The sequence below is a fragment of the Bradyrhizobium sp. URHD0069 genome (genome assembly GCF_000701345.1).
Taxonomy (GTDB): Bacteria; Pseudomonadota; Alphaproteobacteria; order Rhizobiales; family Xanthobacteraceae; genus Bradyrhizobium.
The window spans coordinates 246861-271294 of the sequence record NZ_KL370775.1 but is presented as its reverse complement, the minus strand read 5'-3'; the positions used below and the strand labels follow the sequence as shown (position 1 = coordinate 271294).

23 protein-coding genes are annotated in these 24434 nt (G+C 61.4%); 5 read left to right on the top strand and 18 right to left on the bottom strand.

The annotated features are described in order from the left end of the window. Positions 1-51: 51 nt before the first annotated feature. The 6 genes from N554_RS0131855 to N554_RS0131830 form a co-directional block, all read right to left on the bottom strand. Positions 52-795 (bottom strand): 2-amino-5-chloromuconate deaminase CnbZ, encoded by a 744-nt coding sequence (locus tag N554_RS0131855; protein WP_029587138.1) that lies wholly within the window; start codon positions 793-795, stop codon positions 52-54. 162 nt (positions 796-957) lie between these two features. Beyond that, positions 958-4053 (bottom strand): MexW/MexI family multidrug efflux RND transporter permease subunit, encoded by a 3096-nt coding sequence (locus tag N554_RS0131850; RefSeq protein WP_029587137.1) that lies wholly within the window; start codon positions 4051-4053, stop codon positions 958-960. 18 nt (positions 4054-4071) lie between these two features. Next, positions 4072-5265 carry an efflux RND transporter periplasmic adaptor subunit gene (locus N554_RS0131845; RefSeq protein WP_029587136.1) on the bottom strand — a complete coding sequence of 398 codons (1194 nt, stop codon included), beginning with the start codon at positions 5263-5265 and terminating at the stop codon, positions 4072-4074. 1 nt (position 5266) lies between these two features. Beyond that, the gene (locus N554_RS0131840) at positions 5267-5968 is read right to left on the bottom strand and encodes a TetR/AcrR family transcriptional regulator (RefSeq protein ID WP_029587135.1); all 702 of its coding nucleotides are present in this window, start codon (positions 5966-5968) and stop codon (positions 5267-5269) included. 67 nt (positions 5969-6035) lie between these two features. Next, a complete protein-coding gene (locus N554_RS0131835) occupies positions 6036-6626 on the bottom strand; it encodes a thiamine pyrophosphate-dependent enzyme (RefSeq protein WP_029587134.1) in 591 nt (196 codons plus the stop codon). Beyond that, a complete protein-coding gene (locus tag N554_RS0131830; protein ID WP_029587133.1) occupies positions 6623-7168 on the bottom strand; it encodes a thiamine pyrophosphate-binding protein in 546 nt (181 codons plus the stop codon). The genes N554_RS0131835 and N554_RS0131830 overlap by 4 nt, the downstream gene beginning before the upstream one ends. 114 nt (positions 7169-7282) lie before the next feature. On the opposite strand from N554_RS0131830, the gene N554_RS0131825 reads away from it, so the two are divergent. Further along, positions 7283-8503 carry a cytochrome P450 gene (locus N554_RS0131825; protein WP_029587132.1) on the top strand — a complete coding sequence of 407 codons (1221 nt, stop codon included), beginning with the start codon at positions 7283-7285 and terminating at the stop codon, positions 8501-8503. A gap of 168 nt (positions 8504-8671) precedes the next feature. Beyond that, positions 8672-9187, top strand: coding sequence for a Cache 3/Cache 2 fusion domain-containing protein (locus N554_RS0131820; protein WP_029587131.1), 516 nt, complete (start codon positions 8672-8674; stop codon positions 9185-9187). A 130-nt stretch (positions 9188-9317) separates the two neighbouring features. On the opposite strand, the gene N554_RS0131815 is transcribed toward N554_RS0131820, so the two are convergent. From N554_RS0131815 to N554_RS0131770, 10 genes are all read right to left on the bottom strand, one after another. Then, on the bottom strand, positions 9318-10181 hold the full coding sequence (locus tag N554_RS0131815; protein ID WP_029587130.1) for a sugar phosphate isomerase/epimerase family protein: 864 nt from the start codon (positions 10179-10181) through the stop codon (positions 9318-9320). Next, positions 10181-11374, bottom strand: a complete 1194-nt coding sequence (locus N554_RS0131810) for a dihydrodipicolinate synthase family protein (protein WP_029587129.1) — start codon at positions 11372-11374, stop codon at positions 10181-10183. The genes N554_RS0131815 and N554_RS0131810 overlap by 1 nt, the downstream gene beginning before the upstream one ends. Before the next feature lie 12 nt (positions 11375-11386). After that, positions 11387-12538, bottom strand: a complete 1152-nt coding sequence (locus N554_RS0131805; RefSeq protein WP_029587128.1) for a Gfo/Idh/MocA family protein — start codon at positions 12536-12538, stop codon at positions 11387-11389. Continuing rightward, entirely contained in the window at positions 12535-13938 is a 1404-nt protein-coding gene (locus N554_RS0131800) for an enolase-like domain-containing protein (protein WP_029587127.1), read from the bottom strand. Before N554_RS0131800 ends, N554_RS0131805 begins: the two co-directional genes overlap by 4 nt. Positions 13939-13949: 11 nt before the next feature. After that, positions 13950-14798 (bottom strand): ABC transporter ATP-binding protein, encoded by an 849-nt coding sequence (locus tag N554_RS0131795; RefSeq protein WP_029587126.1) that lies wholly within the window; start codon positions 14796-14798, stop codon positions 13950-13952. A gap of 26 nt (positions 14799-14824) precedes the next feature. Then, positions 14825-15814: an ABC transporter substrate-binding protein gene (locus tag N554_RS0131790; protein ID WP_029587125.1), complete on the bottom strand. Its 990-nt coding sequence runs from the start codon at positions 15812-15814 to the stop codon at positions 14825-14827. A 59-nt stretch (positions 15815-15873) separates the two neighbouring features. After that, positions 15874-16683, bottom strand: coding sequence for an ABC transporter permease (locus N554_RS0131785; RefSeq protein WP_029587124.1), 810 nt, complete (start codon positions 16681-16683; stop codon positions 15874-15876). A 211-nt stretch (positions 16684-16894) separates the two neighbouring features. Continuing rightward, complete coding sequence (locus N554_RS0131780; protein WP_197033825.1) at positions 16895-17602, bottom strand: TetR family transcriptional regulator; 708 nt, start codon at positions 17600-17602, stop codon at positions 16895-16897. Between the two features lie 246 nt (positions 17603-17848). Then, positions 17849-18694: a VOC family protein gene (locus N554_RS0131775; protein ID WP_029587122.1), complete on the bottom strand. Its 846-nt coding sequence runs from the start codon at positions 18692-18694 to the stop codon at positions 17849-17851. Beyond that, positions 18691-19950 (bottom strand): Glu/Leu/Phe/Val family dehydrogenase, encoded by a 1260-nt coding sequence (locus N554_RS0131770; protein WP_029587121.1) that lies wholly within the window; start codon positions 19948-19950, stop codon positions 18691-18693. The genes N554_RS0131775 and N554_RS0131770 overlap by 4 nt, the downstream gene beginning before the upstream one ends. Before the next feature lie 214 nt (positions 19951-20164). On the opposite strand from N554_RS0131770, the gene N554_RS0131765 reads away from it, so the two are divergent. Together N554_RS0131765 and N554_RS0131760 are read left to right on the top strand one after the other, a co-directional pair. After that, positions 20165-21058, top strand: coding sequence for a sugar kinase (locus tag N554_RS0131765; protein ID WP_029587120.1), 894 nt, complete (start codon positions 20165-20167; stop codon positions 21056-21058). Positions 21059-21083: 25 nt separating this feature from the next. Then, complete coding sequence (locus tag N554_RS0131760; protein WP_051677827.1) at positions 21084-22037, top strand: ribokinase; 954 nt, start codon at positions 21084-21086, stop codon at positions 22035-22037. On the opposite strand, the gene N554_RS0131755 is transcribed toward N554_RS0131760, so the two are convergent. Both N554_RS0131755 and N554_RS0131750 read right to left on the bottom strand, forming a co-directional pair. After that, entirely contained in the window at positions 22034-23254 is a 1221-nt protein-coding gene (locus N554_RS0131755) for an NAD(P)/FAD-dependent oxidoreductase (protein WP_029587118.1), read from the bottom strand. The genes N554_RS0131760 and N554_RS0131755 overlap by 4 nt on opposite strands. A gap of 4 nt (positions 23255-23258) precedes the next feature. Further along, the gene (locus N554_RS0131750; RefSeq protein WP_156042222.1) at positions 23259-23429 is read right to left on the bottom strand and encodes a hypothetical protein; all 171 of its coding nucleotides are present in this window, start codon (positions 23427-23429) and stop codon (positions 23259-23261) included. Positions 23430-23574: 145 nt separating this feature from the next. Here N554_RS0131750 and N554_RS0131745 point away from each other — a divergent pair, with 145 nt between their 5' ends. Then, positions 23575-24378, top strand: a complete 804-nt coding sequence (locus tag N554_RS0131745; RefSeq protein ID WP_029587116.1) for an enoyl-CoA hydratase/isomerase family protein — start codon at positions 23575-23577, stop codon at positions 24376-24378. Positions 24379-24434 lie beyond the last annotated feature (56 nt).

Here is a 24434-nt window from a genome sequence, read left to right as displayed (position 1 = left end):
TTGCCGCGTTTTCTTGACGCGAACCGGTCTCCCCTTCGCTTGAAAACGCTCTCAGATCACCGTCTCACGCATAACCCTGCGACAATCCATCTCGTATTCGAGATCGATCACCGGTGGGCGCGCGAAATGCCAGGTCAGGCCGGATCGTGCGGCGCCGCGGCGGACCAGTTCATCAACGATAACCGGATGGAAGTCGTGAACCGAATAGGCTTGTGCTCCCGTCGTGTGCTTCCAGCCGAACCCGAACACGCCGAGACGGCGTTCCATGGACTCAACCGTGAACCTGACCTTTTCCTTCAATCCGTCCGGACTGAGGTCGCGGTAGCGCACGATGCGCTCGGGATAGCTTCCGCTCCCTTCGCGCGATTCGGCGCTGCCGGCGATGACGAAAGTCGGTGTCGTGGCTTGGCTGGGGCGCGTGAAAGAGAATGCGAAAAATGACGGCTCGGCCGGCGGGTCGATCTCCGGACAGACGTTGCTGCGCGCCACCGGATTGGTCGTTCCGTCGAAGATACCCCACTCCGCAAGCGTCTTGACATAATGCTCGTTGAACCTGCGAAAACCGTCCTCTGTGAAGGCCGCCGGCAAGCGCAGCTCGCAGGCGCAGAACGAGGTCAGCGGCCGTCCAGCCGCGCGGATGTATGTTGCGGCTTCCGCAAAACCCTCTGCCAGCGGCAGCAGCCTATCGAAGCGTACGCGCTCGATCTCAAAGCCGGAATCGGCCGCGGCGCCGCTCGAATACTGAAACACCGCCGGGATGAAACGGTAGTTGCCGGCTGAAAAATCACGCGTCATGTCCGGTGTCCCCCTCGATGCCGTAATTCCAGTTGCATGCGAACGCCCCTGGCGCCGTTGCGCAACCTTCTCAGGTGAAAGCCCAGCCGGCGCATCGTCGGCCTGCAGAAAGCGACCGCGGCCGTCAATGCCGCTGCCGCGCAAGGTACATTCGACCGCCGCTCAGGTCGGCTTGAGCGCCTTTGAAGCTAGATCAAAATCTGCGATCTCCTTGGTCCGCCGGGATTCAGCTTTCGCCCTGTGATCGGTGGCGATCGCCACATACACTGCGGGCAGCACGAACAGCGTGAACAGGGTGCCGATCGACATGCCGGCGACGACCACAAGTCCGATCGAGAACCGGCTCGCCGCACCCGCCCCCGAGGCTGTCAGAAGCGGCAGCAAGCCGGCGACCATCGCCGCGGTCGTCATCAGGATCGGGCGAAGCCGGACCCGTGCCGCCATCTCGATCGCCGAGCGTTTGTCGAGACCTTCCTTGAGCTGCAACTCGTTGGCGAACTCGACCATCAGGATGCCGTGCTTGCTGATCAGGCCCACCAGGGTAAGCAATCCGACCTGGGTGTAGATGTTCATCGTGGCGACGCCGAAGAACAGCGGTATCAACGCGCCGACGATCGCCATCGGAACGCTGATCATGATGACCAGCGGATCGCGCAGACTTTCGAACTGCGCCGCCAGCACCAGGAAGATGATGATCAGCGCAAAGGCGAAGGTAATCGCGAGTTGGTTTCCTTCCTGCACGTATTGCCGGGAATCCGCGAGATAATCGTGGCTGAAACCGGCCGGCAGTTTCTTGGCCTCGCCCTCGAGGAAGTCGACCGCCTGCCCAACCGTCACGCCGGGCATCGGCACCGCCTGGAAGGTTGCGGAGTTCAACTGGTTGTAATGGGTCAATGCGTTCGGGTCGGTTGCGGTCTCGATCGACACGACGGTCGAGAGCGGCACCTGCTGGCCCGTCGCCGTCGCAACGTAATATCCGCCCAGTGCCTCGGCCGACAATCGCTTGTCGCGCGGCACCTGCGGAATCACCTGATACGAGCGTCCTTCGAGGTTAAACCGGTTTACGTAGTTTCCGCCGAGCAGCGTCGCCAGCGTATTGCCGAGGCTCGCCATGGTGATGCCGAGATCGCTCGCCTTCGAGCGGTCGATCTTGACCCGCACGATCGGCTGGTTGAAGTCGAGATCGCTATCCGAGACGATGAACAGTCCGCTGTTGCGCGCAGCGTCTTTCAGTTTCAGCATTTGATCGTAGACTGACTGAAATCCACTGGTTGAATTAATCACCATCTGGACCGGCAATCCTCCCGGACCACCTGGCAACGGCGGCAGGTTGAACGCAAATGCATTAACGCCTTCGATCTTGCTGAGCTCCGCCTGCACCAGCGACTTGAGCGCGATCGACGAGCGGGGACGTTCGTCCCATGGCTTGAGCAGCATGCCGGCAATGCCGTTTTGCGCACCGTTGATGCCGTTCAGGACGAAGCGAAGATCCGTTTCCGGGAAGCTGCGAAATGCGGTGTCGAGCTTCTCGCCGTAAAAATCCAGGTAATCGATGTTGGCGTATTTCGGCGCCTTGGTCACGGCGAACACGATGCCCTGATCTTCTTCAGGCGCGAGTTCCTTCGCGGTGTTCATATAAAGGAAGCCAACGAGCCCGAGGATCGCCAGCGCGAACAGCCCCGTGATGGGACGATAGTCGAGCGAACGATCGAGCTGCCGGCCATACCAGCGCGTCATTGAGCCGAAGACCCTGTTGACGATCCTTGCAAACCGTCCCTCTTCCGCGTTCTTGAGGAAAACCGAGCACATCATCGGCGAAAGCGTCAGGGCGATCACGCCGGAAACGATGACCGAGCCGGCCAGCGTGAACGCGAATTCGCGAAACAGCGAACCGGTGAGGCCGCCGAGGAAGCCGATCGGCGCATACACCGCCGCTAGCGTGATGGTCATGGAGATCACGGGGCCGACGATCTCGCGCGCGCCCTGCATCGCAGCCTGGACCGGAGGTTTGCCCTCCTCCAAATGCCGGTGGATGTTCTCCACCACCACGATGGCATCGTCGACGACGAGACCGATCGCCAGGACCATTGCCAGCAGCGTCAGCAGGTTGAAGCTGAATCCGGCCAATAGCATCAGGCTGCAGACGCCGATCAGCGACAGTGGAATGGTCACCACGGGTATGATCACCGAACGGAACGATGCCAGGAACAGAAAGATCACCACGACCACAATGATGACGGCTTCACCGAGGGTCGCCTGCACCTCGTCGATCGACGACTGAATGAATTTGGTCGAATCGTAAGCCACCTTCATTTTCATCGACGGCGGCAGATTGCGTTCAAGTTCCGGAAACAGCGCGCGGACGCCCTTGACCAGCGTCAACGGGTTGCCCTGCGGCGTCGCCTGCACGCCGATGAAGATTGCATGCTCGCCGTTGAAGGCGACGCTGGCATCAGTGCTCTGCGCCGCGAGTTCGACGGTGGCGATATCCTCCATTCGCACAAAGCCGCCGTCTTTGGACTTGACGATCATGCGCTTGAACTGATCGAGATTTTTAAGATCGGTATTGGTCGAGACGTTGGAGACGGTGAAATAGCCCTTGGACTGACCGGCTGCGGCCTGAAAGTTGTTCGCCCTGATCGCCGCGGAGACGTCATCCGCCGAAACGTTGCGGCCCGCCATGCGCACCGGATCGAGCCAGAGCCGCATCGCGAACGTCTGGCCGCCCAGAATATCGGCGGAAGCAACGCCTTCGACGGTGGAAAGCACCGGCTGAACCACACGCGTCAGATAGTCTGAGATCGCCGATCCCGACAAAACTTCGCTGGAGAAGCCGAGATACATCACGGCCGTAGTCTGACCGGTCGTTTTGGTCACGACCGGATCGTTCGATTCCTTTGGAATCAGATATTTGACCGAGTTCACCTTGGCGAGGATTTCGGTCAACGCCTGGTTGGGATCGAAATTCAGCTTGATGTAGACTTGGATGGTGCTGGTACCCAGCACCGACGACGAGGTCATATAGTCGACGCCTTCGGCGGACGCGACGGCCTGCTCGATCGGTGTCGTGATGAATCCCTGAATCATATCGGCCGACGCACCGGGATAAGCGGTGGTGACGTTAACGACCGTATTCGACAGCTTCGGATACTGCCGGATCGGCAGACTGGTCGCGGCCCTGAAGCCGATCAGGAGAATCAGCAGACTGACGACCACCGACAGCACGGGTCGTTTGATGAAGATATCGGTCCAAGCCATGGCAATGCGCTCCGATCGTCAGTAACGCGGCGCGGTCGCCGGAATCGGCGGGGCCGGGTCGGTGGAGATGGTTACTGCCGCCCCCGATTGCAGCTTGAGCTGGCCAACGGCAACCACCCGATCGGCGGGCTTCAACCCGCTCAGAATTTCGGCTCGTCCGTGGACCCGGTTGCCGGTCTGCACGAACGTGCGAACGGCGGTCAAACTGGTTTTGCCGCCGTCCTCTTTCTTCTCGGTAACGAGGAAAACCGAATCTCCGTACAGCGTGTAGTCGACAGCCGTTTCCGGAACGGTGACCACCGGTGGCTTCTCCGGCAGCACCACGGTCGTGGTCGCGAACATGCCCGGTTTGAGGATGTGGTCGGGGTTGGTGATCGTCGCCTGAACGCGAATATTGCGCGTATCGGTCGCGATCTGCGGTTCGATCGTGCTGATCTTTCCCTCAAAGGTACGGCCAGGATAGGCGTCAACCGCAATGCGCACGGTCTGTCCGACCTTGAGCTGTCCGCTACCCTTTTCCGTCACCGTGAAGTTAGCATAGAGCTCCGACAAATCGGTCAAGGACACGATCTGCGTGCCGGCGGTCAGAAATTGTCCGACCTCCACGCGACGCACGCCAAGTTCGCCGTCGAACGGCGCGCGAACGAGCTTCTGCGAAATGATCGCCTGGGTCTTGGCGATGCCGGCATTGGCTTGGTCGTACGCCGCCTGCGCCTGATCGACGGTGGCCTGCGGGCCGAACTGACGCGATGCAAGCTGCTTGGCGCGATCTAGCGACAGCTGCGCCACCGTAGCCTGTGCCTTGAAGCTTGCGAGATCGGCTTGCTCGGGCGCGTCGAACAATTGCACCAGCGGACTTCCAGCCTTCACGCTGGACCCGGCGGTGAAAAGGATATCGGTAATACGCCCGCTGACATCGGTGGTGACATTCACCTGATGCACGGCGGCGAGATCTCCGACCGCAGTCAAGAGGTTCGGAATCACCTCCGACTTCGCCTCCGCAACGCTGACGCTCGCCGGCGGCGGTTTGTTGTTGGCGAAGAACTGCGCGATCATCTTGCTGCGGAAGGCATTGAAGCCGACCAAACCGCCGACCAGCACCGCGAGCAACAGCCCGACGATGATGAACCAGCGCACCATCCGGACCGGACGCTTGTGCGGCTTGTCGGCGATCGGCTTGCCCGAGATATTGGCTTCGGTCACAATATTCATATTAAGCACCTTCTGCAGTTACCGGCTGCCCCGGATCCGGCGACAATTCGCGATCCAGATGGGAGGCAACTGCGGTTTCGTTTAATCCAATTCCGCGGAGAATGAATTCGCAAACCTGTCGTTCGAGGTCGGTGGCATTGGCATAGGACAGGCAAGGAACGGACGGCAGCCGCGCCAGCGCCGCCATTAGCACGGTGTGATGGGCAAACCAGAACAAGTTCAGCGGCTCGCGTCCAATCCGTGATGCATCCCCTGCCGCCACTGCCTGCTCCAGCGATGCGGTAAATACAGGTCCTATCAAATCTCCGATTTTCTCGTAAATCAGCCGAGCGAATTCTCCGTCGTCGAGGTGGCTGGTGACCATCAGCCGGAGGCGCTGGGCTTCCTGCTGATCGGGAACATCTGAGACGTGCAGGAAATGGCGGACCATTTCGCGAATCAGCACGACCAGCGCCCTCGTCGACGGCTCCAGCTTCAGCAGCCGGTGCAGCGCAGGATCCGCCTCACACTCTTCCGCTAGTATTTCCGCATACAGCGCCGACTTGGTCGGAAAGTGCTTGAACAGCAACCCTTCCGAAATTGAGGCAGCCGCCGCGATGCTTTTGGTGGTGGTGCCCGCGAAGCCGTAGCGGGCAAAGCAGCGCCTGGCGGCGCCCAAGATCAGTTGCCGCCGCAAGTCGCTGGTCATGCGCAAGCTACTCATCTTTGTGAGTAAGCACTCACCTTCGCACAATGTCAAGGCGTTGTTGCGACGCACCCGGCCTGTGGGTTTAGATCGGACCGAACCCGAGGGCACCGCGGATGCGGGTCACGATGTAGGTGCCGTCGCGGCTGGAAAGTACGCGCTCGAGATTCGCGCTGGCGATCTTGATGCTGGCAAAGCGCGGCCCGCTTGAGACGTCCTGCATGGACCGCGCAAAGCCTTCGATATCAGTCATCGTCGCAATCGCGCGGGCGTCGGCAATCCCGCAGGCCCGGGCGATACCGACGAGATCGGCGGTACCCGCCGTGTGGCTCGCCTGCCCACCGGTCTCGCCGTAGACCTCATTATCAAGCACCACGATGGTGAGATTCCCAGGTTTTTGCAGGCCGACGGTCGCCAGACTGCCCATTCCCATCAGCATTTCGCCATCGCCCGTTATCACCACCACCGGCAGATCAGGCTGCGCCAGCGCAAGGCCTAATCCGATCATGACGGCGCCGCCCATGGCGCCCCAAAGATAGAAGTTGCGATCATGATCGCCGGCGGCGGCGATATCGTAGGTCGAGGCGCCGAGCCCGCCGACCACGACGGCCTCCTTGCGCTCCGCCAAAAGGCTGCCGACGACGCTGCGCCGTTCCAGAAGGTTTGCTTTGCTCATTTGGTGAAAACCTTGGCGCCGATCAGGCGCTGCGACAAGAGAACGGCGGTTGGCGTGCAGGCATTGTAAGCCTGCCCCGCCGCGGCCTCGACGACCTCGCGTACCTCTTCCGGATGATTAGCCCGCAATACCTTGATGCCGGACAGTTCAAATACGCCCGCCGTGCTCGACCCCATCGGCACCTGCCAGGGATTGAATTCACCCCATTCGCCGCGCATCGTGACCAGCGTCAGGAACGGAAAGCGGAAGATCTGGGCCAGCGACAGCATGTTCACGCAATTGCCGACCCCGCTGGACTGCATCAGCAGCACGCCCCGCTGGCCACCGGCCCAGGCGCCGGCCAGGAGCGCCACGCCTTCTTCTTCCGTCGTCAGCGGGACCGCGCGCATCGAGGAGGCGCCCAGCACGCGTTCGATCAGCTGCGAATGGCCGGCATCCGGCACATAAGGCACCTGGCGGACATCGAAGCGCTGCAAAATCGCAAAGATATCCTCCGGCCAAGAGGGACTGGTTTCGGAAGGAGCTTCAGTGCGGGCGTGCATAGTCATTTCCAGTCGGCTAGCCGAGACTGCATTTCGGGGTGGGACTGTAGACAGAGCCACACTTTTCGGAAGAGAAAAAACAGCATATCGGTCTGCACCAAAGAGTATGGCAGCATGAATGCGAACGCGCGAGAGCTGGCGGCAAGTTTCGACATCGAGAAACTGACGCCGGAATTCTATGCCGACCCCTACCCGACCTATCGTACGCTGCGGGAGCATGAGCCGGTCAAGCTATTGCCCAACGGCTCCTACTTTCTGACGCGCTATGACGATCTTGTCAGCGCCTACAAGAATACGAAGCTCTTCAGCTCCGACAAGCGACGAGAGTTCGCGCCGAAGTACGGTGATTCCCTGCTTTACGAGCATCACACCACCAGCCTCGTCTTCAACGATCCGCCGGCGCATACCCGGGTGCGGCGGCTGATTATGGGCGCGCTGTCGCCGCGCGCGATCGCGGAGATGGAGCCTGATCTGATCGCTCTGGTGAATCGGCTGCTCGATGACATTGCCGCGAAAGGCAGCTTTGAGCTGATCGGGGATTTTGCATCCGCTATTCCCGTTCAGGTGATCGGCAATCTGCTCGACGTGCCCATGGAGGAGCGTGAACCGCTACGGGACTGGTCGCTTGCGATCCTGGGGGCGCTCGAACCGGTGATCGGTCCGGAAGTCTTTGCCCACGGCAACAAGGCGGTGAAGGATTTCCTCGCCTACCTGGAAATCCTGGTCGAGCGGCGACGCGCCAAACCCGGCAATCCCGAACGCGACGTGCTGACACGCCTCATCGAGGGCGAGGATAACGGCGAGCGATTGACCGAAAAGGAATTGCTGCACAATTGCATCTTCCTGCTCAACGCCGGACATGAGACCACCACCAATCTGATCGGCAACGGGCTGGTGGCGTTGTCAGAAAATCCCGGCGAGAAAAAGCGGCTGATCGAAAATCCAGATCTGATCAAGACCGCGGTCGAGGAAATTCTGCGATTCGAAAGCTCGAACCAGCTCGGCAACCGCATGACGACGGAGCGCGTCGAGCTCGGCGGCGTCACGATATCAGCGGGCACACCGGTGACGCTGTGCATCGGCGCGGCGAACCGCGACCCCCAGCAATTTGCCGATCCGGAGAAGCTCGACATCGGCCGCACGCCGAACCGCCACCTCGCTTTCGCCACCGGCGCGCATCAATGCGCCGGGATGGCGCTGGCGCGGCTCGAAGGCGCGATTGCGATTTCGCGATTCCTCGCGCGGTTTCCAAATTATGCGCTGCGCGGTCCGCCGCGGCGAGGCGGCCGCGTCCGGTTTCGCGGATTTTTGAGCGTGCGGTGCGCGATCAGTTAGGGCTGTGGACGAATCACATCAACACGGCAGCACCCCTGACCGACCGACAATCGTTGACAAGCACGAGAAAAGGGGCGTCCACTTACCGAGCTTCAACAATCGCCACAATGGGCCTCCTCGCCCGATAGTCTTCGCATCGAGATGCTGTGAGGCCAATGGGAGGTAACCATGAAGAAGTCCATGCTCGCACTGTTGCTGCTGGCCTTCACTGCCGATTTTTTGATTCAAGTCCCCGCACGAGTGCTCGCCGGACCTGCAGAGGATGTCCAGGCCGCGATGCAACTTCTCAAGTCGAAGGCCGCGAAGCTGGGTGCACCCAGTGTCAACGGGGAGGAGGCTGTCGCCGGCAAGACTCTCCCCGCCTTACATTTTGGGGCGGTCAAGATGAATAGCAACTTCGTGCTGGTTGACGAGGTTCAGAAGGAAGTGGGTGGGACGGCCACGATCTTTGTCAAGAGCGGCGACGAGTTCGTCCGCGTGGCAACCAACGTTAAGAAGGATGACGGGTCGCGGGCGATAGGCACCGTTCTCGACCCAAAGGGGAAAGCCATGGCGGCTATTGCGAAGGGCGAAAGCTATTTCGGAGAGGCCGACATCCTGGGTTACGTGACTGGCTATGAACCAATCCGCGATGCAAGCAGCAACGTGATCGGCATCTATTACGTTGGCTATTTGAAGAACTAGTAGTTCTTATCTGACGCAGAGCGTCCATGAAGGCAGCCCTCTGAAGGATCGTACCCCTCGGGGGCATTCTTTGAACGTGGTGGTTCTGCCGCAATGCGCTTCGAAGCGAGCATCCGCATTAATGCTCGCCCTAAACCACCGACCGATGCCGCTCGATGCAGGCCTGCAAGACCTTATGCATCGGCTTCTCCCACCAGTCGTTGGAAAAAATCTCGATCTCGGCATAACCGGCAAAACCTTGCGCTTCCACCGCGCTGCGCACCGATTTGATGTCGATCACCCCGTCGCCCATCATACCCCGATCGTTGAGGATGTCCTTAGTCGGCACCAGCCAGTCGCAGACATGAAACGCCAGCAAGCGATCTTTTCCGGCGCGCGCAATCTGCGGCAGCAATTCCGGGTCCCACCAGATGTGATAGACGTCGAGCGCGACGCCCAGAGCGCCGGTGCGCGTGGGATCAAGGCTGTCGCAAATGTCGAGCGCCTGCCTGGTCGTGTTCACGCAGGCGCGATCGGCGGCGTAGGCCGGATGCAACGGCTCGATCGCCAACGGCATCTGTGCGGCTCGCGCATACTCCATCATTTCGGCGATGGCGTCCTCAACCTGCGTCCGCGCCTCCCGGATGTTTTTTGAAGGCGCACTTCCCGGCCGCGAATATTGCGGCAACCCGCCAACCACCAGCACGATGCAGGGCGCGCCCAGCGCCTTGGCCTCATCGACGGCGCGGCGGTTGTCGTCGCGCGCCTCGATCCGATGCGCCGCGTCCGAGGTAAACATCCCGCCCCGGCAATAGCCCGACAATTCGAGGCCGACGTCGCGCACGGCACGCACCGCGCGGTCGAGGCCAATGGCGGCGACCTGGTCGCGCCATGGATCGATGGCGCGGATGCCATGCCGCGCGCAGGCCTCGATAATTTGCGCGAGATCGCCCTGCTTGCGGACGGTTGCGGTATTGAGCGACAGCCAGCGATGATCGGCGGAGAAATCCCGCATCACGCCTCAATGCCGCGCAGCGCAAGCACGGCTTTCATGCGCCGCGTGGCAAGCTCGGGATTGGCCAGCAAGCCCGCTTTGTCCGCCAGGCGAAACAGTTCGGCGAGATGCAAGGTCGAACGCGTGCTCTCCTGCCCGCCGACCATGGTGAAATGATCCTGATGACCGTTGAGATAGGCCATGAACACGATGCCGGTCTTATAAAACCTCGTCGGCGCCTTGAATATATGACGCGACAGCGGCACCGTCGGCCCCAACACGTCATGGAAACCGGCCGCGTCGCCGGCTGCGAGCCGTGACAGCGCATAGGACGCCGCCGGCGCGATGGCATCGAAAATGCCGAGCAGCGCATGGGAAAAGCCTTGGCTGTCGCCGGCGATCAGTTCGGCATAATTGAAATCGTCGCCGGTATACATGTTGACGTTCTCATCGAGGCGGCGGCGCATATCGATCTCACGCTGCTTGTCGAGCAGCGAAACCTTGACGCCGTCGACTTTGGCGGCGTTGGCATTGATGACCCCGACCGCGACATCCATCGCTTCGTCGAGATTTGCGCTGCCCCAGTAGTTCGCCAGCGCCGGATCGAACATGTCGCCGAGCCAGTGGATGATGACGGGCTCGCGCACCTGCGACAGCACGCGATCGTAAACTTTGGCATAGTCGTCGCGGTTGCGACCGATCCGTGCCAGCGCCCGCGAGGCCATCAAAATAATCCGCCCGCCGGCCTTTTCGACCGCCGCGATCTGCTCCTCATAGGCACGGATCACGTCGTCGAGGTTTTTGGCTTCCTCCGGAGCTAAATGATCGGTGCCGGCGCCGGAAAACACCAGCGCATTGCCCCTCGCCTTCGCCGCCTTGACCGAGCGCTGGATCAGTTCCAGCGAAGTCGGCCAGTCCAGGCCCATGCCACGTTGCGCAGTATCCATTGCCTCCGCGACGCCCAGGCCGAGGTCCCAGACGTGCTCGCGAAATGCAATCGTCCTGTCCCAGTCGATAGCAGCGGCAAGCCATGGATCGACGTCGGCGAGCGGATCGGCCACCACATGGGCTGCGGAAAACGCCACGCGATTCAGCATGCCCTCGAGCTTCGACGGAAACGTCCGCGATGCCGCGAGGCGATAGGTCTCGATACCGCGATCAGCCTTCGGCAACTTCAGCGACAGCGACGAGACGGGAAAAACCGGCTTGTTCATGGTCCTGACTCCTCACACCTTGATCGGAGCGACGTCGATCCAGCGCCGCTCGCGCCAGCTTTGCAGCGCGCATTCCGCTAGCTGCACCCCCTTGGCGCCCTCCAGCAGCGTGTATTTATACGGCGCGTCCTCGCAGACGTGGCGAATGAACATTTCCCACTGCTCCTTGAAACCGTTGTCGTAGACGGTGTTCTCCGGCAGCGTCTGCCAGTCGGCATAAAAATCGTGCGTGCGCTTCTCGTCGGGATTCCACACCGGCCGTGGCGTCGCCTGGCGGGCCTGAATCACGCAATCGCTGAGCCCCGCCACCGCCGAGCCGTGGGTGCCGTCGACCTGGAAGGTCACGAGATCGTCGCGATAAACCCGCGTCACCCAGGACATATTGATGTGCGCGATCACGCCGCCCTTGAGCCTGAAGGTCACGTAGGCGGAATCATCCGCCGTCGCCTCGTATTGCTTGCCCTTCTCGTCCCAACGCGCCGGAATATCCGTGGTTCCGAGGCAGCTAACGCTTTCGACTTCGCCGAACAGATTGTCGAGCACGTAGCGCCAGTGGCAGACCATGTCGAGAATGATGCCGCCGCCGTCCTCGCTGCGATAATTCCATGACGGTCGCTGCGCTTCCTGCCAGTCGCCCTCGAATACCCAATATCCGAATTCGCCGCGCACCGACAGCATGCGGCCGAAGAAGCCAGAATCGCGCAGGAACGCCAGCTTCTTCAAGCCCGGCAGGAATAGCTTGTCCTGCACCGTGCCATGCTTGACGCCTTTGGCATTGGCAAGCCTGACGACCGCCACCGCCTCCTCGAGATTGGTCGCGATCGGCTTTTCGCAATAGACGTGTTTGCCGGCGTTGATCGCTTTGGTCAGCAGCGACGGACGCGCCTGCGTGGTCGCGGCATCGAAGAAGATCGTATCGCTCTTCTCGGTGAGCGCCTTGTCAAGCTCGGTGGTCCAACGCGCCACATTGAACCGTTTGGCAAGACGCTCGACCTTGTCGGCATCGCGGCCGACCAGGATCGGATCCGGCAGCATGCGGTCGCCATTGCGTAGCAGCACGCCGCCGGAATCGCGGATCGCGATGATGGAGCGGATCAGATGCTGGTTGAGCCCCATGCGGCCGGTGACACCGTTCATGATCACGCCAAGGCGTTGCGTCGTCATATCGTTTGCTCCTGCAGGATTTTTGTTTTTGGTTCCTCGAGCGGCGACAACGCCGACCAGTCCGGATGCACGCTTGTTGCAAACCCCGGCGCTTTGAGCGATCCGGTCAGCAGATCGCCCTCGTGAATGAACAGCCGGATGTTGTTCTTGTCGCTGACGTAGAGATCGGGATGCGCTGCGAGATAAGCCTGCGCCTCGGCGGCCGGCGCCTCGCCAAAGCCATCGACATAGTGGTGGCCGTTGCGCTCGGCATGGGTGACGCCGATAAGGGCGCCAAGCGCCAGGTCTTGCTGCACGGCAAGTCCGGCCTGACAGGTCAGGTCCTCGCCGGTGATAAAGAATTTCTCGCTCTCCGCGCTCCATGTGGCGGCGCGCGTTGCATTGACGATCGACTTGTATATCCCCTTGCATGACTTGGAGGAGATGCCGCGATAGCCGAGCGCGCGGGCCATCGGGAACGCATCATAGGAGTCGTCGGCTTCGTCAATGATAAAGTCGCGGCGGGCAAGCGCGCCGAGCGGCGATTGCCTGAAGATATCGCGCGGCATCGGTTGCTCGATGTACAGCAGTTTTGCCGCAATCGGCTGTAGTGCGCTGTCGCGGTCGAGGCGATCAGTCAGCGTACTTAAGGCAGCGAGATCGGCATATTGCTCGTTGGCGTCGAGCGTGACGCTATAGTCATGCGGCAGTGTGGCGAGTTCTTTCCCGATGCGAATCAGGCGCGCGGCATCCGCCTCGGGATCGCCGTTGAGCTTGAGCTTGAAATAGCGGGCACCGCTATTCTCCCTGGCGTCGGCGACGCCCCCCTCACCCTCGACCTGATCGTCGAGCCCGACGGTGTGCCGGATCGCGACGCGTTCGAGCCGCCGGCGCTGGTTCAGAAACTGCGTGATGTCATCATCGCGCAAATCAGTCGACAGGCGCGCGTCCATCCCGGCGACATTTTGCGCCATGCCGTCGAAGAAATTCGCGCCCACGGCCCGCAGCAGCGCATCCAGGATGGCCTTGTCGATCTCAGCCGGCCCAAAGGCGGCGGCGAGCGGCGGGATATCCTGTTTCGCGCAGGCCTCGACCTGCGCGGCGATGACGGCAGCGTGGCTCCCGAAGGCCGTGTCGAAGCTGGAACGCGCCAGATAAAGTTCGCGCGCGATCGTCAGCGAGCGGCGTAATTCCTCGACGGTCTGCGGCGGCGTCAGATGCGCGCGCTTGTCGAACCATTTCGACGCCATCAGCTCCGCGCTGGCGCCGACCGAAATGCCCTTGCCCTCGACCTCGATCTCGGCGCGCACGAAGGCCTGCGCCGAGGCGTTGATCACCACCGAGCCGAACCGGAACGGTTTTGCGAACGGAACGGGCCGCTCGAACAATGAAATATCCCGCACGGCTAGACGTGGCGGCATGGTGTCTTGCCTCAATCCAGCGCGCTTTGGGTAAAGAAATGCTTGCGGATGCGCTGCACCAGTTCGGTGAAGGCGGGCTCCGCCATGGCGTCGAGCGAACGCGGACGCCGCAGCGGCACGTCATAGATCGCGGCGATGGCACCGGGCCGCTCGGTCATGACCAGCACGCGATCGGCCAGGAACACGGCTTCCGGAATCGAATGCGTGATCAGCAGCACGGTTTTGCCGGTTTCACGCTGAATGCGCATCAGCTCGACATTCATGCGCTCACGCGTCATGGCGTCGAGCGCGCCGAACGGCTCATCCATCAGCATGATCTTGGGATCATGCACCAATGCCCGGCAGATCGACGCCCGCTGCTGCATGCCGCCGGACAGTTGCCAGGGCAGCTTCTTCTCAAAGCTCTCGAGCCCGACCAGCTTCAACAGCTCCATCGCGCGCGGCAGATATTCGTCGCGCGGCAGCCGTTTCATATCGATCGGCAGCATCACATTGGCAAGTATGTTGCGCCATGGGAGCAGCAGCGAGTTCTGAAACACGATGCCGACATTGCCGTGCGGTCTGGTCACCGCTTCGCCCTCGACAAATATCTCACCGCTTGAGGGCGCTAAGAGCCCGGAAATCATTTTCAACAGCGTGGACTTGCCGCAGCCGGAGGGGCCGACCACGACGAAGAACTCGCCCGCGTTGATATGGAAGTCCAGCGGCCGCAGCGACGGCACGTCGCCGTCGCGCGACCGATAGGTTTTCGACACGCCGGAAAGTTGAATCCCCGGCGTGCCGCCGGCAGCGCGGTCAGAGACGAGACGCAGACGCGCGCCCGATTGGTCGACACCTGACATTTTGGTCGCTGGGTCCATTCAGCCGAGTCCTATTCAAGAATTGCCTATTTCGGCAGATAGTCGTTGGTGTAGAACGCCTTCGGATTTTCCTTGGCCTTGGCATCGAGGCCGCCATACTCGACCATCAGGTTGACGCTGTCGGTCATGTTCTGATCGGTCACCTGGAACGGGCGCTTGCCCTTGGTCTCCGGGGTGCGATAGAGCGGCAGGGTCAGCTCGAAGCCTTGGGTCAGCGTATCGATCTTGCCGCCCTTCGGATTGGCGTCGAGGATCGATTGCGCAGCTCCCTTCGGGTCCTTCTCGGCGGCTTCGACGGCCTTGGTCGAGGCCGACATGAAACGTTTTACGAGATCGGCATTGGCCTTGACGTAATCGGTGTTGGCGACGATGCCGGACGAAACCATGTGGATGCCGTAGTCGGCGAACTTGATCGGATAGACATCCTTGCCGGTGGCGTCCTTGATCTTCATCGACTGGTCCATGACGTAACCGAGCAAAAGGTCGGCCTGACCGTTGATCACAGCGTTGAGCTTGGTCTGACCGTCGCCGGCCACGGTGGTGAAATCGCTTTCCTTCAGCCCGGTCTTCTTCAGGAACAGCGGCCAGATCTGCGTCATGGAATCCGCCGGCGTAATCGCCACCGTCTTGCCCTTGATGTCCTCGGGCTTCCTGATGTTCTTCTCGACAAACCCCATCGCCGACATCGGGCTGGTCTGGAGCAGCACGCCGGTCGCGACCACCGGCGCGCCCTTGACGGCGGCGCGCATCATGGTGGGCACGTCGACATAGCCGAAATTGGCAGTCTTGGCGGCGACGGCCTGCGTGGTCGCGGCCGAGCCGCGGCCTTCCTGGATTTCGAGATCGATGTTCTCGGCGGCGTAAATGCCCTTGGCCTTGCCGTAATAGAACGGCGCGTGCTCGCCATAGACATACCAGTTCAGCATCAGCACGACCTTGTCGGCGGCCGCAGCCGGCGTCACCGCGAGCACGGCCCCAATCAGCACTGTGGAAAGCGCCGCTATCAATCGCGTCATGTCATCCTCCCGTTGGTGTTTTCGCGGCCCTCCGCAGGCCGCTTTTTTCGCCTCACCGCTCACGCGGCGAAAATAACTTCCTCGCGCTGGCTGACGTGCCAGGGAATTACAAGACGCTCGATCCGATCGACGATCCAGAACAGGACGACGCCGAGCAGCGCCAGGATCACCAATGCTGCAAACATGGTCGGCAGATCGAAAGTGCCGATCGAGCGCTGCAGCACGTAGCCGATGCCTGAATTGGAGCCGACGAATTCACCGACCACGGCACCGACCACCGCCAGCGTCACCGAGACTTTCAATCCCGAAAAGATCGCCGGCATCGCGTGCGGCAGGTTCACTGCGCAGAACACCCGGAAGCGGCTGCCCTGCATCGCGCGGGCGAGATCGACCATGTCAGGATCGACCGACTTGAAGCCCTGCACGGCGGAGACCACCACCGGAAAGAATCCCAGCAGGAACGCCGAGATCACCTTCGGGATGATGCCGAAGCCGAACCAGACCACGAACAAAGGCGCGATCGCGATCTTCGGCACCGACTGGGAGAACACCAAGAGCGGATAGACATAGCTCTCCACGGTCTTCGATCCCGCGATCAGCATTGCAACGGGAATGCCGAACACCGCCGACAGCAGGAAACCGCATATTGTCGCGTAAGTTGTGGGCCAGGCCTGCCGCATCAGTTCCGGCCAGTCGTGCCACAGCACCACCACAACGTCGCCCGGCGCGGGGATTTGATACGGCGGAATCCGGAACAGCCGGATGGTCAAATCCCAGGCGACGACGATGAAAATCAGGAACAAAAACGGGCGAACCCACGCCGCATTCAGCGCCTTCGACACACCTCCTGGCCCATTTGGTTCGGCCAAGTTTCTCTCCCTCGTCTATCGATTTTCGGTCACAAATTAACCCGTTGGATAAATACTGTCCAGAGGCTTCGATCGGCAAAATCCATGTCGCCCCTGCGAACCGCAGGGGCCCATACGCGGCGGCCTCTCAACGGAGCACTGGGGGCTGACACCGCCGGTAAAAACCAAGGCCTGTGGCTATGGTCCTCGCGTTCGCGAGGACCATAAACAATCAAACGCTGGAATGCGCCGGCGCACGCAGTCTCGGCGTTTTGTCCTTCGCGAATGCCGCGGCTGACTTTCCGGTCAGGGCCGCCAGCACAAGAGAGACCATATGCTCAAGGCGTTCATCCTTGGCTTGCTTCGTCAAGAGATCGCGGCCGAAGATCACGCTGAGCGTCGCGCTGTTCGAGAGATAGAAAAAGCACAACGCCGCGATCGAGATATAGAGCTGCACCGGATCGACCGCGACCTGGAAGTCGCCGCTCTGGACGCCGCGCGTCACCACGGTACGGATCATCTCGACGAACGGCGAATGCATCGATTTGACCTTGGTGGATCGCTTCAGATGCCGCGCCCGTGCCAAATTTTCGGTGTTCAGCAGCGCCAAAAATTCCGGATTGCGGATGAAATAATTCCAGGTGAAGGCGATCAGACGCTCGATCGCCTCCGGCGGATCGAGATGTTCCAGATCGAGCCCGCGTTCCTCGACCCGTATCTTCTCATAGGCGCCCTCGAGCACGGCCAGGTAGAGATCGTCTTTCTTGCCGACATGATAATACAGCATGCGCTTATTGGCGCCGGCCTTGGCCGCGATCCGATCGACGCGCGCGCCGGCAAGGCCATGGGTGGCAAATTCCTGCTTCGCGGCCTCGAGAATGCGAAGCCGCATACCCTCGGGATCGCGCTGCCATTTCAAAATTCGTTTTGCCTTGGCCAAGACCGGAAGACCCATCGTTCGGTGATGTCCTGAGAACATCGGAAAACCACAACGTTAGTAGACCGCATGTAGCACGCGCCGCGCGGTTTGAGAATGAATGAGGTCTTTCTTCCCCTTTCCTTTGTAGGAGAGGGTGCCTGAGCGAACGCGGGCTGAAGGGTTTCTATCCTCAAGGCAAGACCCCTCACCCGGCTCAATCTCGCTACGCTCGATTTCGCCACCCTCTCCACAAGGGAGAGGGAAGTATCAAGCCGCCCGGGCCGTGCGTTCCACCAGCAGCGTGGGAATGCCGCAGGTACCGGAGCGCACGGTGAGCACGCGCGTTCCCGGCTTGCGGCCGGTGCGCACATCGGACACATCGATGCCTGCCGACACGAGCCGCGCCCGCGTTGCCTCGACGTCGGCGACGCGCCAGCTCAAGCCCCAGAGCTTGTCAGGTGCCTTGTCTGCTTTCGCGTCCGGCCTGTGTACGACCTCAACGATGAGATCGCCGCAGCGGAAGAACATCAACCGGCCCCAATCCGGATGCGAACGGTCCAGCGCCATATCGAGCCCGAGCCGCGCACCGTAGAGCGCTGCCGCCCGTTCGGGATCCGCTGATGAGACCACCACATGATCCATCGCGGTGATCGGCGCGTCAGCTGACGGCACCGAGCGCGGGCGTTCTTTGGTCAGTTCAAGGAAAAACAGCCGGACGCCGCGCGTCGCATCGGTTGCTGCGCGGGTTCGCTTCCACGACAATGTTGCACCGGAGGCCGCATCGCGGCTTTCGGCCTCGGTGATCGGTTCCGGTTTCAGCGCGAGCCGATCCAGCCTGCGGTGCATTTTCGCGATGTCGCCAGTACGAAAGCAGATGTTCGCCAGGCCCTCGCCCTGCTCGGCAATGACCGCACGAATCCGATCAGCGGTCGTGCTATTACCTTTGGGCGACATGAGCTCCAGCGTCATATTGTCGAGCGTGAACAGCACGCGCTCGGCACCATCGTCCGCGCTCTGCCACGCCGGCGCGCACGCAAACAGCGTCTGGTAGGCCATCGTGCCGGCCCCGATATCATTGACCAACAGGACAACATGATCGAGCCCCGTGATCACGGAAAAAGCCCTCGCACGTTTTTGCCGGCGCGGACTTTTTCCACGCCGATCGCCATCGCGGCGGTGCGGTGGGGAATCTTGTCCGCTTTTGAGCGTGCCGCCATCTGATCGAAGGCGCGATCGAGAATGTGATATTCGCGCCGCGTCACCTCCTCTTCCTCCCAGAACAGCTGCTGCAGGTCCTGCACCCACTCGAAATAGCTGACGACGACACCCCCGGAATTACACAGGATGTCCGGTATCAGGAAAATCTCATCCTGGCGTTTTTCCAGCACCAGATCGGCGTCCGGCGTGGTCGGTCCGTTGGCGCCTTCCGCGAGCACCCGGCACTGCAGGTTTTGCGCGACTTGCGCGTCGATCACGCGCTCCATCGCCGCCGGCACCAGGACATCGCAGGGCAGCGTGAGAATTTGCGCGGGATCGAATTGGAGCTCATTGGAAAAACCCGCGATGCTGCCGTGCGCGCCGGCGTGGCGCATCAACACCGGGATATCGAGGCCGCCTTTATCGTAAAGCGCGCCGGTATGATCGCCGACCGCGATCACCTTGAGACCGAACTGATGCAACCCGAGCGCGGCATAAGAGCCGACATTGCCGAAACCCTGAACCACGGCGGTGGCACTGTTCAGGTCGATCGCGAGTTCTTTCATCACCCGCTTCGCAAGATGCGCCACGCCGCGACCGGTTGCTTCGAGCCGGCCCAAGGTGCCGCCGGACGACACCGGTTTGCCAGTGACGATTTCGGTGACGGTGCGGCCCTGATACATCGAATAGGTGTCCATGAACCAGGCCATCATCTGCTCGTTGGTGCCCATGTCCGGCGCCCTCACGTCGGTATGCGGCCCGACGAATGGGATCATCTCCTGCATATAGCGCCGCGACAGCGCCTCCAGCTCATGTTTAGAAATCGTCGTGAGATCGACTCGAACGCCCCCCTTGGCGCCGCCATAGGGCAGGCCGACCAGCGCGCATTTCCAGCTCATCCAGATCGCAAGGGCGGCGATCTCGCCGATATCAACGCTGGGCGCAAACCGGGTGCCGCCCTTGGTCGGACCGAGGGTGAGGTGATGCTGCACGCGATAGCCCTCGAAGACCGCAACCGTGCCGTCGTCGCGGTGGATCGGACAAGAAATGGTGATCGCCCGTTTCGGCAACAGCAGGCGGTCGCGCTCGTCCATCGGGATCGACAGGTGATCGGCGATCACCCTGAACTGGTTCACCGCCATGTCGAACACCGGACCGGCATAGACGGTCATCGCGGCCTCCCTTTTCCTCCGTCAGGAACTCACAGCAGCGGTTGGATCGGCGCGGCACGCTGACGATGTCGAGGGATGGTCGTAGTCCGGCCACATGGTTATCTCAAGCATTACGGCGGTAGCATTGCGGATAATTTTAGCCAATCTCTTGCGATAAGCGGTGCTAGTGTGGAGTGCCGCCGGTACCACCCATCAGCGCATGACGGATGACTTTATGCAGGCTCTCTTCATCGGACAAACCTATATCGACGTTACTTTCATTGCCGACCGCCTGCCGACCGGCGACGAGAAGCATGTGGCGTCGGCCTATGCGGTCTCCTTCGGCGGCAACGCCGTCACGGCGGGTTTCTGCTGTGCCAAGCTCGGAATCGTACCGGACCTGATCGCGACCGTCGCCGACGACTGGCTCGGCCGGATGTTTCAGGACATGAGCGCGAAGTACGGAATTTCGATCCACCCGCGCAAGGTCAAATCCTCGTCGCTCTCGTTCATCATGCCAAGGGACGGCAAGCGGGCCATCGTGCGCTGCCGCGACGACGAGCATATCCACCCTTTTCCTCTCCTGAACCTCGGCGGGTGCCGCGCGCTGCATGTCGATGGCCACCAGCCGGACGCCGCGCTCCATTATGCAAAACTGTGCCGCGACGCCGGCATCCTGACTTCACTCGATGGCGGGGGCCTGCGGACCAACACCCACGAACTCCTGGAATTCATCGACGTGGCCATCGTCGCCGAGCGGCTGTGCGAGCAGATGGACCTGACGCCCGAAAACATGCTGGATTATCTCAAGAGCCGCGGCTGCCGGGTCGGCGGCGTCACCATGGGAGAACGCGGACTGCTCTGGTATGACGAGGCCGGTGCCATTCGCGCGCTTCCGGCACTTCCGATCCCGCGCGAGCGCGTGCTCGATACCAACGGTGCCGGCGACGTGTTTCACGGCGCCTACGTCTATTCCTACCTCAGCAATCCCGGCAAGACCTGGCACGACCATTTCGATTTCGCGCGCGCGGCATCGACCTATAAAATTCAGCGTCTCGGCAACGAGGCAGGATTGCCGACGTTTGCCGACATCGAGGCCGTCAGGCAGGAGTTCGAAGTCCGGGCGTAGCCTGCTCTCTCGGGGAATAGTGCACATGGGCCGCGTTTTCGTTGCCGGAAGCATCAACATGGATGTGGTGGCAACCGCTAAGCGGTATCCCCGCATCGGCGAGACCGTCGCCGGCGATGCAGTGCTTTACTTTCCAGGCGGCAAGGGCGCGAACCAAGCGATCGCGGCGGCGAAGCTCGGCGCGACGACAACGCTAATAGGCCGGCTCGGCAAGGATGCGTTCGGCGGTGAATTAAAGGCGTTCCTCGCAGCACAGGGTATTGACCTGAGCTTCGTGCAGGAAACGTCAGACGCTCATACTGGAACGGCCGTCATTACCGTCGTCGATGCCGACAATACCATTGTCGTCATACCCGGCGCGAATGCTCATGTGAGTGTCGCCGATGTCGCCGCACCTGTTCTCACCAAAGGTGACATCGCGGTCAGCCAGTTCGAGATTCCCTTGCCCACAATCAGCGCCTTCTTCGAACGGGCCCGGGCGGCCGGCGCGACGACGATCCTCAATCCGGCACCAGCGATCGAGTTTGACGCCGGAATGCTCGAACTCGCCGATATTCTGATTCTCAATGAAAGCGAACTTGGCTTCTTCACAGAGACCGAGCTTCACGGCACCGACGCGCCTGCGCGCTTCATCGAAGCAGTCAGATCCCTGCAATCCGGCAAAGACAAGATCATCTGCGTAACGCTCGGCAAGCGCGGCGTGCTGGCGTTTATCAATGGCGAGCCGCTGATCGTGCCGAGCCGCACCGTCAACGCCGTTGATACCACCGGTGCCGGCGACTGTTTTGTTGGCGCAATCGCCGCGCAACTCGCGGGAAGAAAATCAATTCGCGAGGCGCTGGCCTATGCCAATGCCGCGGCGTCGATCTGTGTACAGCGGATGGGCGCCGCGCCGTCGATGCCGACGGCGGCAGAAGTTGAGGCGGTAATTGCCGAAAGTCATGAACAGCGGATGCAAGTGGCGGCCAAGCCGACTTAAGTCAGGGCGGCCTTCAAATCGAAACCGGTATCCGCGGCCTGTTCCGGCTCGATCGACCGGTTCATGGCAAGGACGCGGCGTCCGAACACGTGGTCCGACGCACGATTGATGGACTCCACACCGACGAGCTGCCCGGACTTGTAGCAAAATGCCGAAAACGATCCCTGCCCGCGATCGCCCCGCACCACGACGCGATCGTATCCAGTGGTCAGACCTGCGATCTGAAGCTTGTCCTCGCCCTGATCGCTCCAGAACCATGGCAAACCATCATAGGTCTTTGCATCACCGGTCAGACGCGCCGCAACGCAGCGCGCGTGATCGGTGGCGTTCTGCACGGATTCCAGCCGCAGCGACGCGCCGAAGCGCGGGCTTGCGAACAGCGCGCAATCGCCGATCGCGGAGATATCAGGATCCGGGGTCAGCAATTGCTCGTTGACAATGATTCCCGCCGCCACCGGCAACCCGGCTTGATCAGCCAATTTGACATTGGGCAGCACGCCGACACCGACCACAACAAGGTCCGCCGGCACGTGGCGGCCGTCGCTGAGGCTGATGCCGGCGACGTTCGCACCATCGCTCTCGATGCTGGTGGCCTGCACGCCGAGATGAATGCGAATACCCGCCGCGGCGTGCCGTTCCTGAAAAAAGTCTGAGATTTCCGCCGTCACCGCGCGCGCCATGACGCGGGCTCCGAGTTCGACCACGTCCACCTCGAGGCCTTTGGCCCGGGCGGTAGCGGCGAACTCCAGACCGATGAACCCGGCACCGATCACAACGACACGGCGAGCCGACGCTATCCGCTGCCGCAATGCCTCGCTTTCGTCCAGGGCTCGCAGATAGCGCACGTCCCTCAGATTGGCGTTCGGGAGATCGAGCAAGCGATTGCGCGCGCCGGTGGCGAGCACCAGGTGTCCGTAATCGAGCGATGAGCCAGATGCGAGCAGCAGCCTGCGTGCAGCGCGATCGATCGAAGCGGCGCGATCGGCAATCAACTCGATGTGCTGCTCGCGATAGAATTTGTCGGGCCGGAACATCAGGCTGTCCGGACGGCCGTCGCCTTTCAGATAGGCTTTGGACAAGGGCGGCCGCTGATACGGCAGGTGCGCTTCATCGTTGATCAGGCAGATGCGCTCGCTAAATCCATGCTGCCGTAGCGACGCCGCGAGCTGGAATCCCGCGTGACCGGCACCGACGATAACGACCGTTCCCCGCGCCATTCGGTCAGGCCGGTACGATGCGAAGCGGCAAGGTGTCGGGCCCGCGTAGCGTGTTGTTCAGCCGGAGCTGCGGATGGCCTGTCAGTTCGACCGACGCAGCGCACTTGGTGAGCGCCATCTGCGAAAACGAACCAACGGTGGAGACCGGACGATCAATTGGCGCATCTGTGCTCACCACGCCTGCTCCCGTTTTCAGCTGTTGCGATGCGGTGATCCGCCTGGCCGCTCGCCGCATTTTGCAGATTTCGCCGGGGATTGTCACCTCTTCCCTTCTGCTATTTAAATGTCCGGCAATCTTTTCGAGACCGGGGCTTTTTCAAATGCCGACGTCCGTTGATGCCACCTCTCCTCCCGAAGATCCGGCGCTGCTCAGGATCGAAGGTCCGATCGCCACCATCACGCTCAATCGTCCCAGTGCCTTCAACTCGATCGATCTTTCGATCGCCAAAAAACTGGAACAGCTGAGCGCAGAGGTTGAGGCGGACGACAACATCCGGGTGCTGGTGATCGAAGGCGAGGGCCGCGCGTTCTGCGCCGGCGGCAATCTGCAGACTATCGGCGCCGCTGCCGAGGCCGACAACATTGCACCGGTGGTCGGAGAGTTACTGCTGCACTATCACGCCTTCATCACCAGCCTTCGACGAATGCCGAAGATCGTACTGGCCAGCGTGCACGGCTCGGCGGCAGGCGCCGGACTCTCACTTGCCTTTGTCGCGGACCTCTGCATCGCCGCGGAGGACGCCCGCTTCACCCCGGCCTATGCAAAGCTCGGCGTATCGCCTGACGGCGGCGGCACCGTGGGCGCCGTCGCAAGCGTCGGCGCGCGCCGCGCCCTGCAAATCTTTCTCGCGGAAGACAGCTTTTCGGCGACGCAAGCCCATAACTGGGGACTGGTTGCCAAAGTCGTCCCCGCGGCTGAGCTGAAAGCCGCCACTCGCGAACTGGCGCAGCGCCTGGCGCAAAACGCGCCGGCAGCGTTGGCCGCCACCAAGGCGCTGATCCACAGCGCCCCTGTCACGCCGATCGAAGCGCAGCTCGACGCCGAACGAAATGCCATCATCGACTGCATGCATACCAAAGAATTCCGCATCGCCGTGAAGAAGTTCACGAGCAAGGGGAAGTAGCTCTGATGCTAGCGGCATCGCTGGCCGTCATCATCGGCGAAAGCGGATGATCCAGT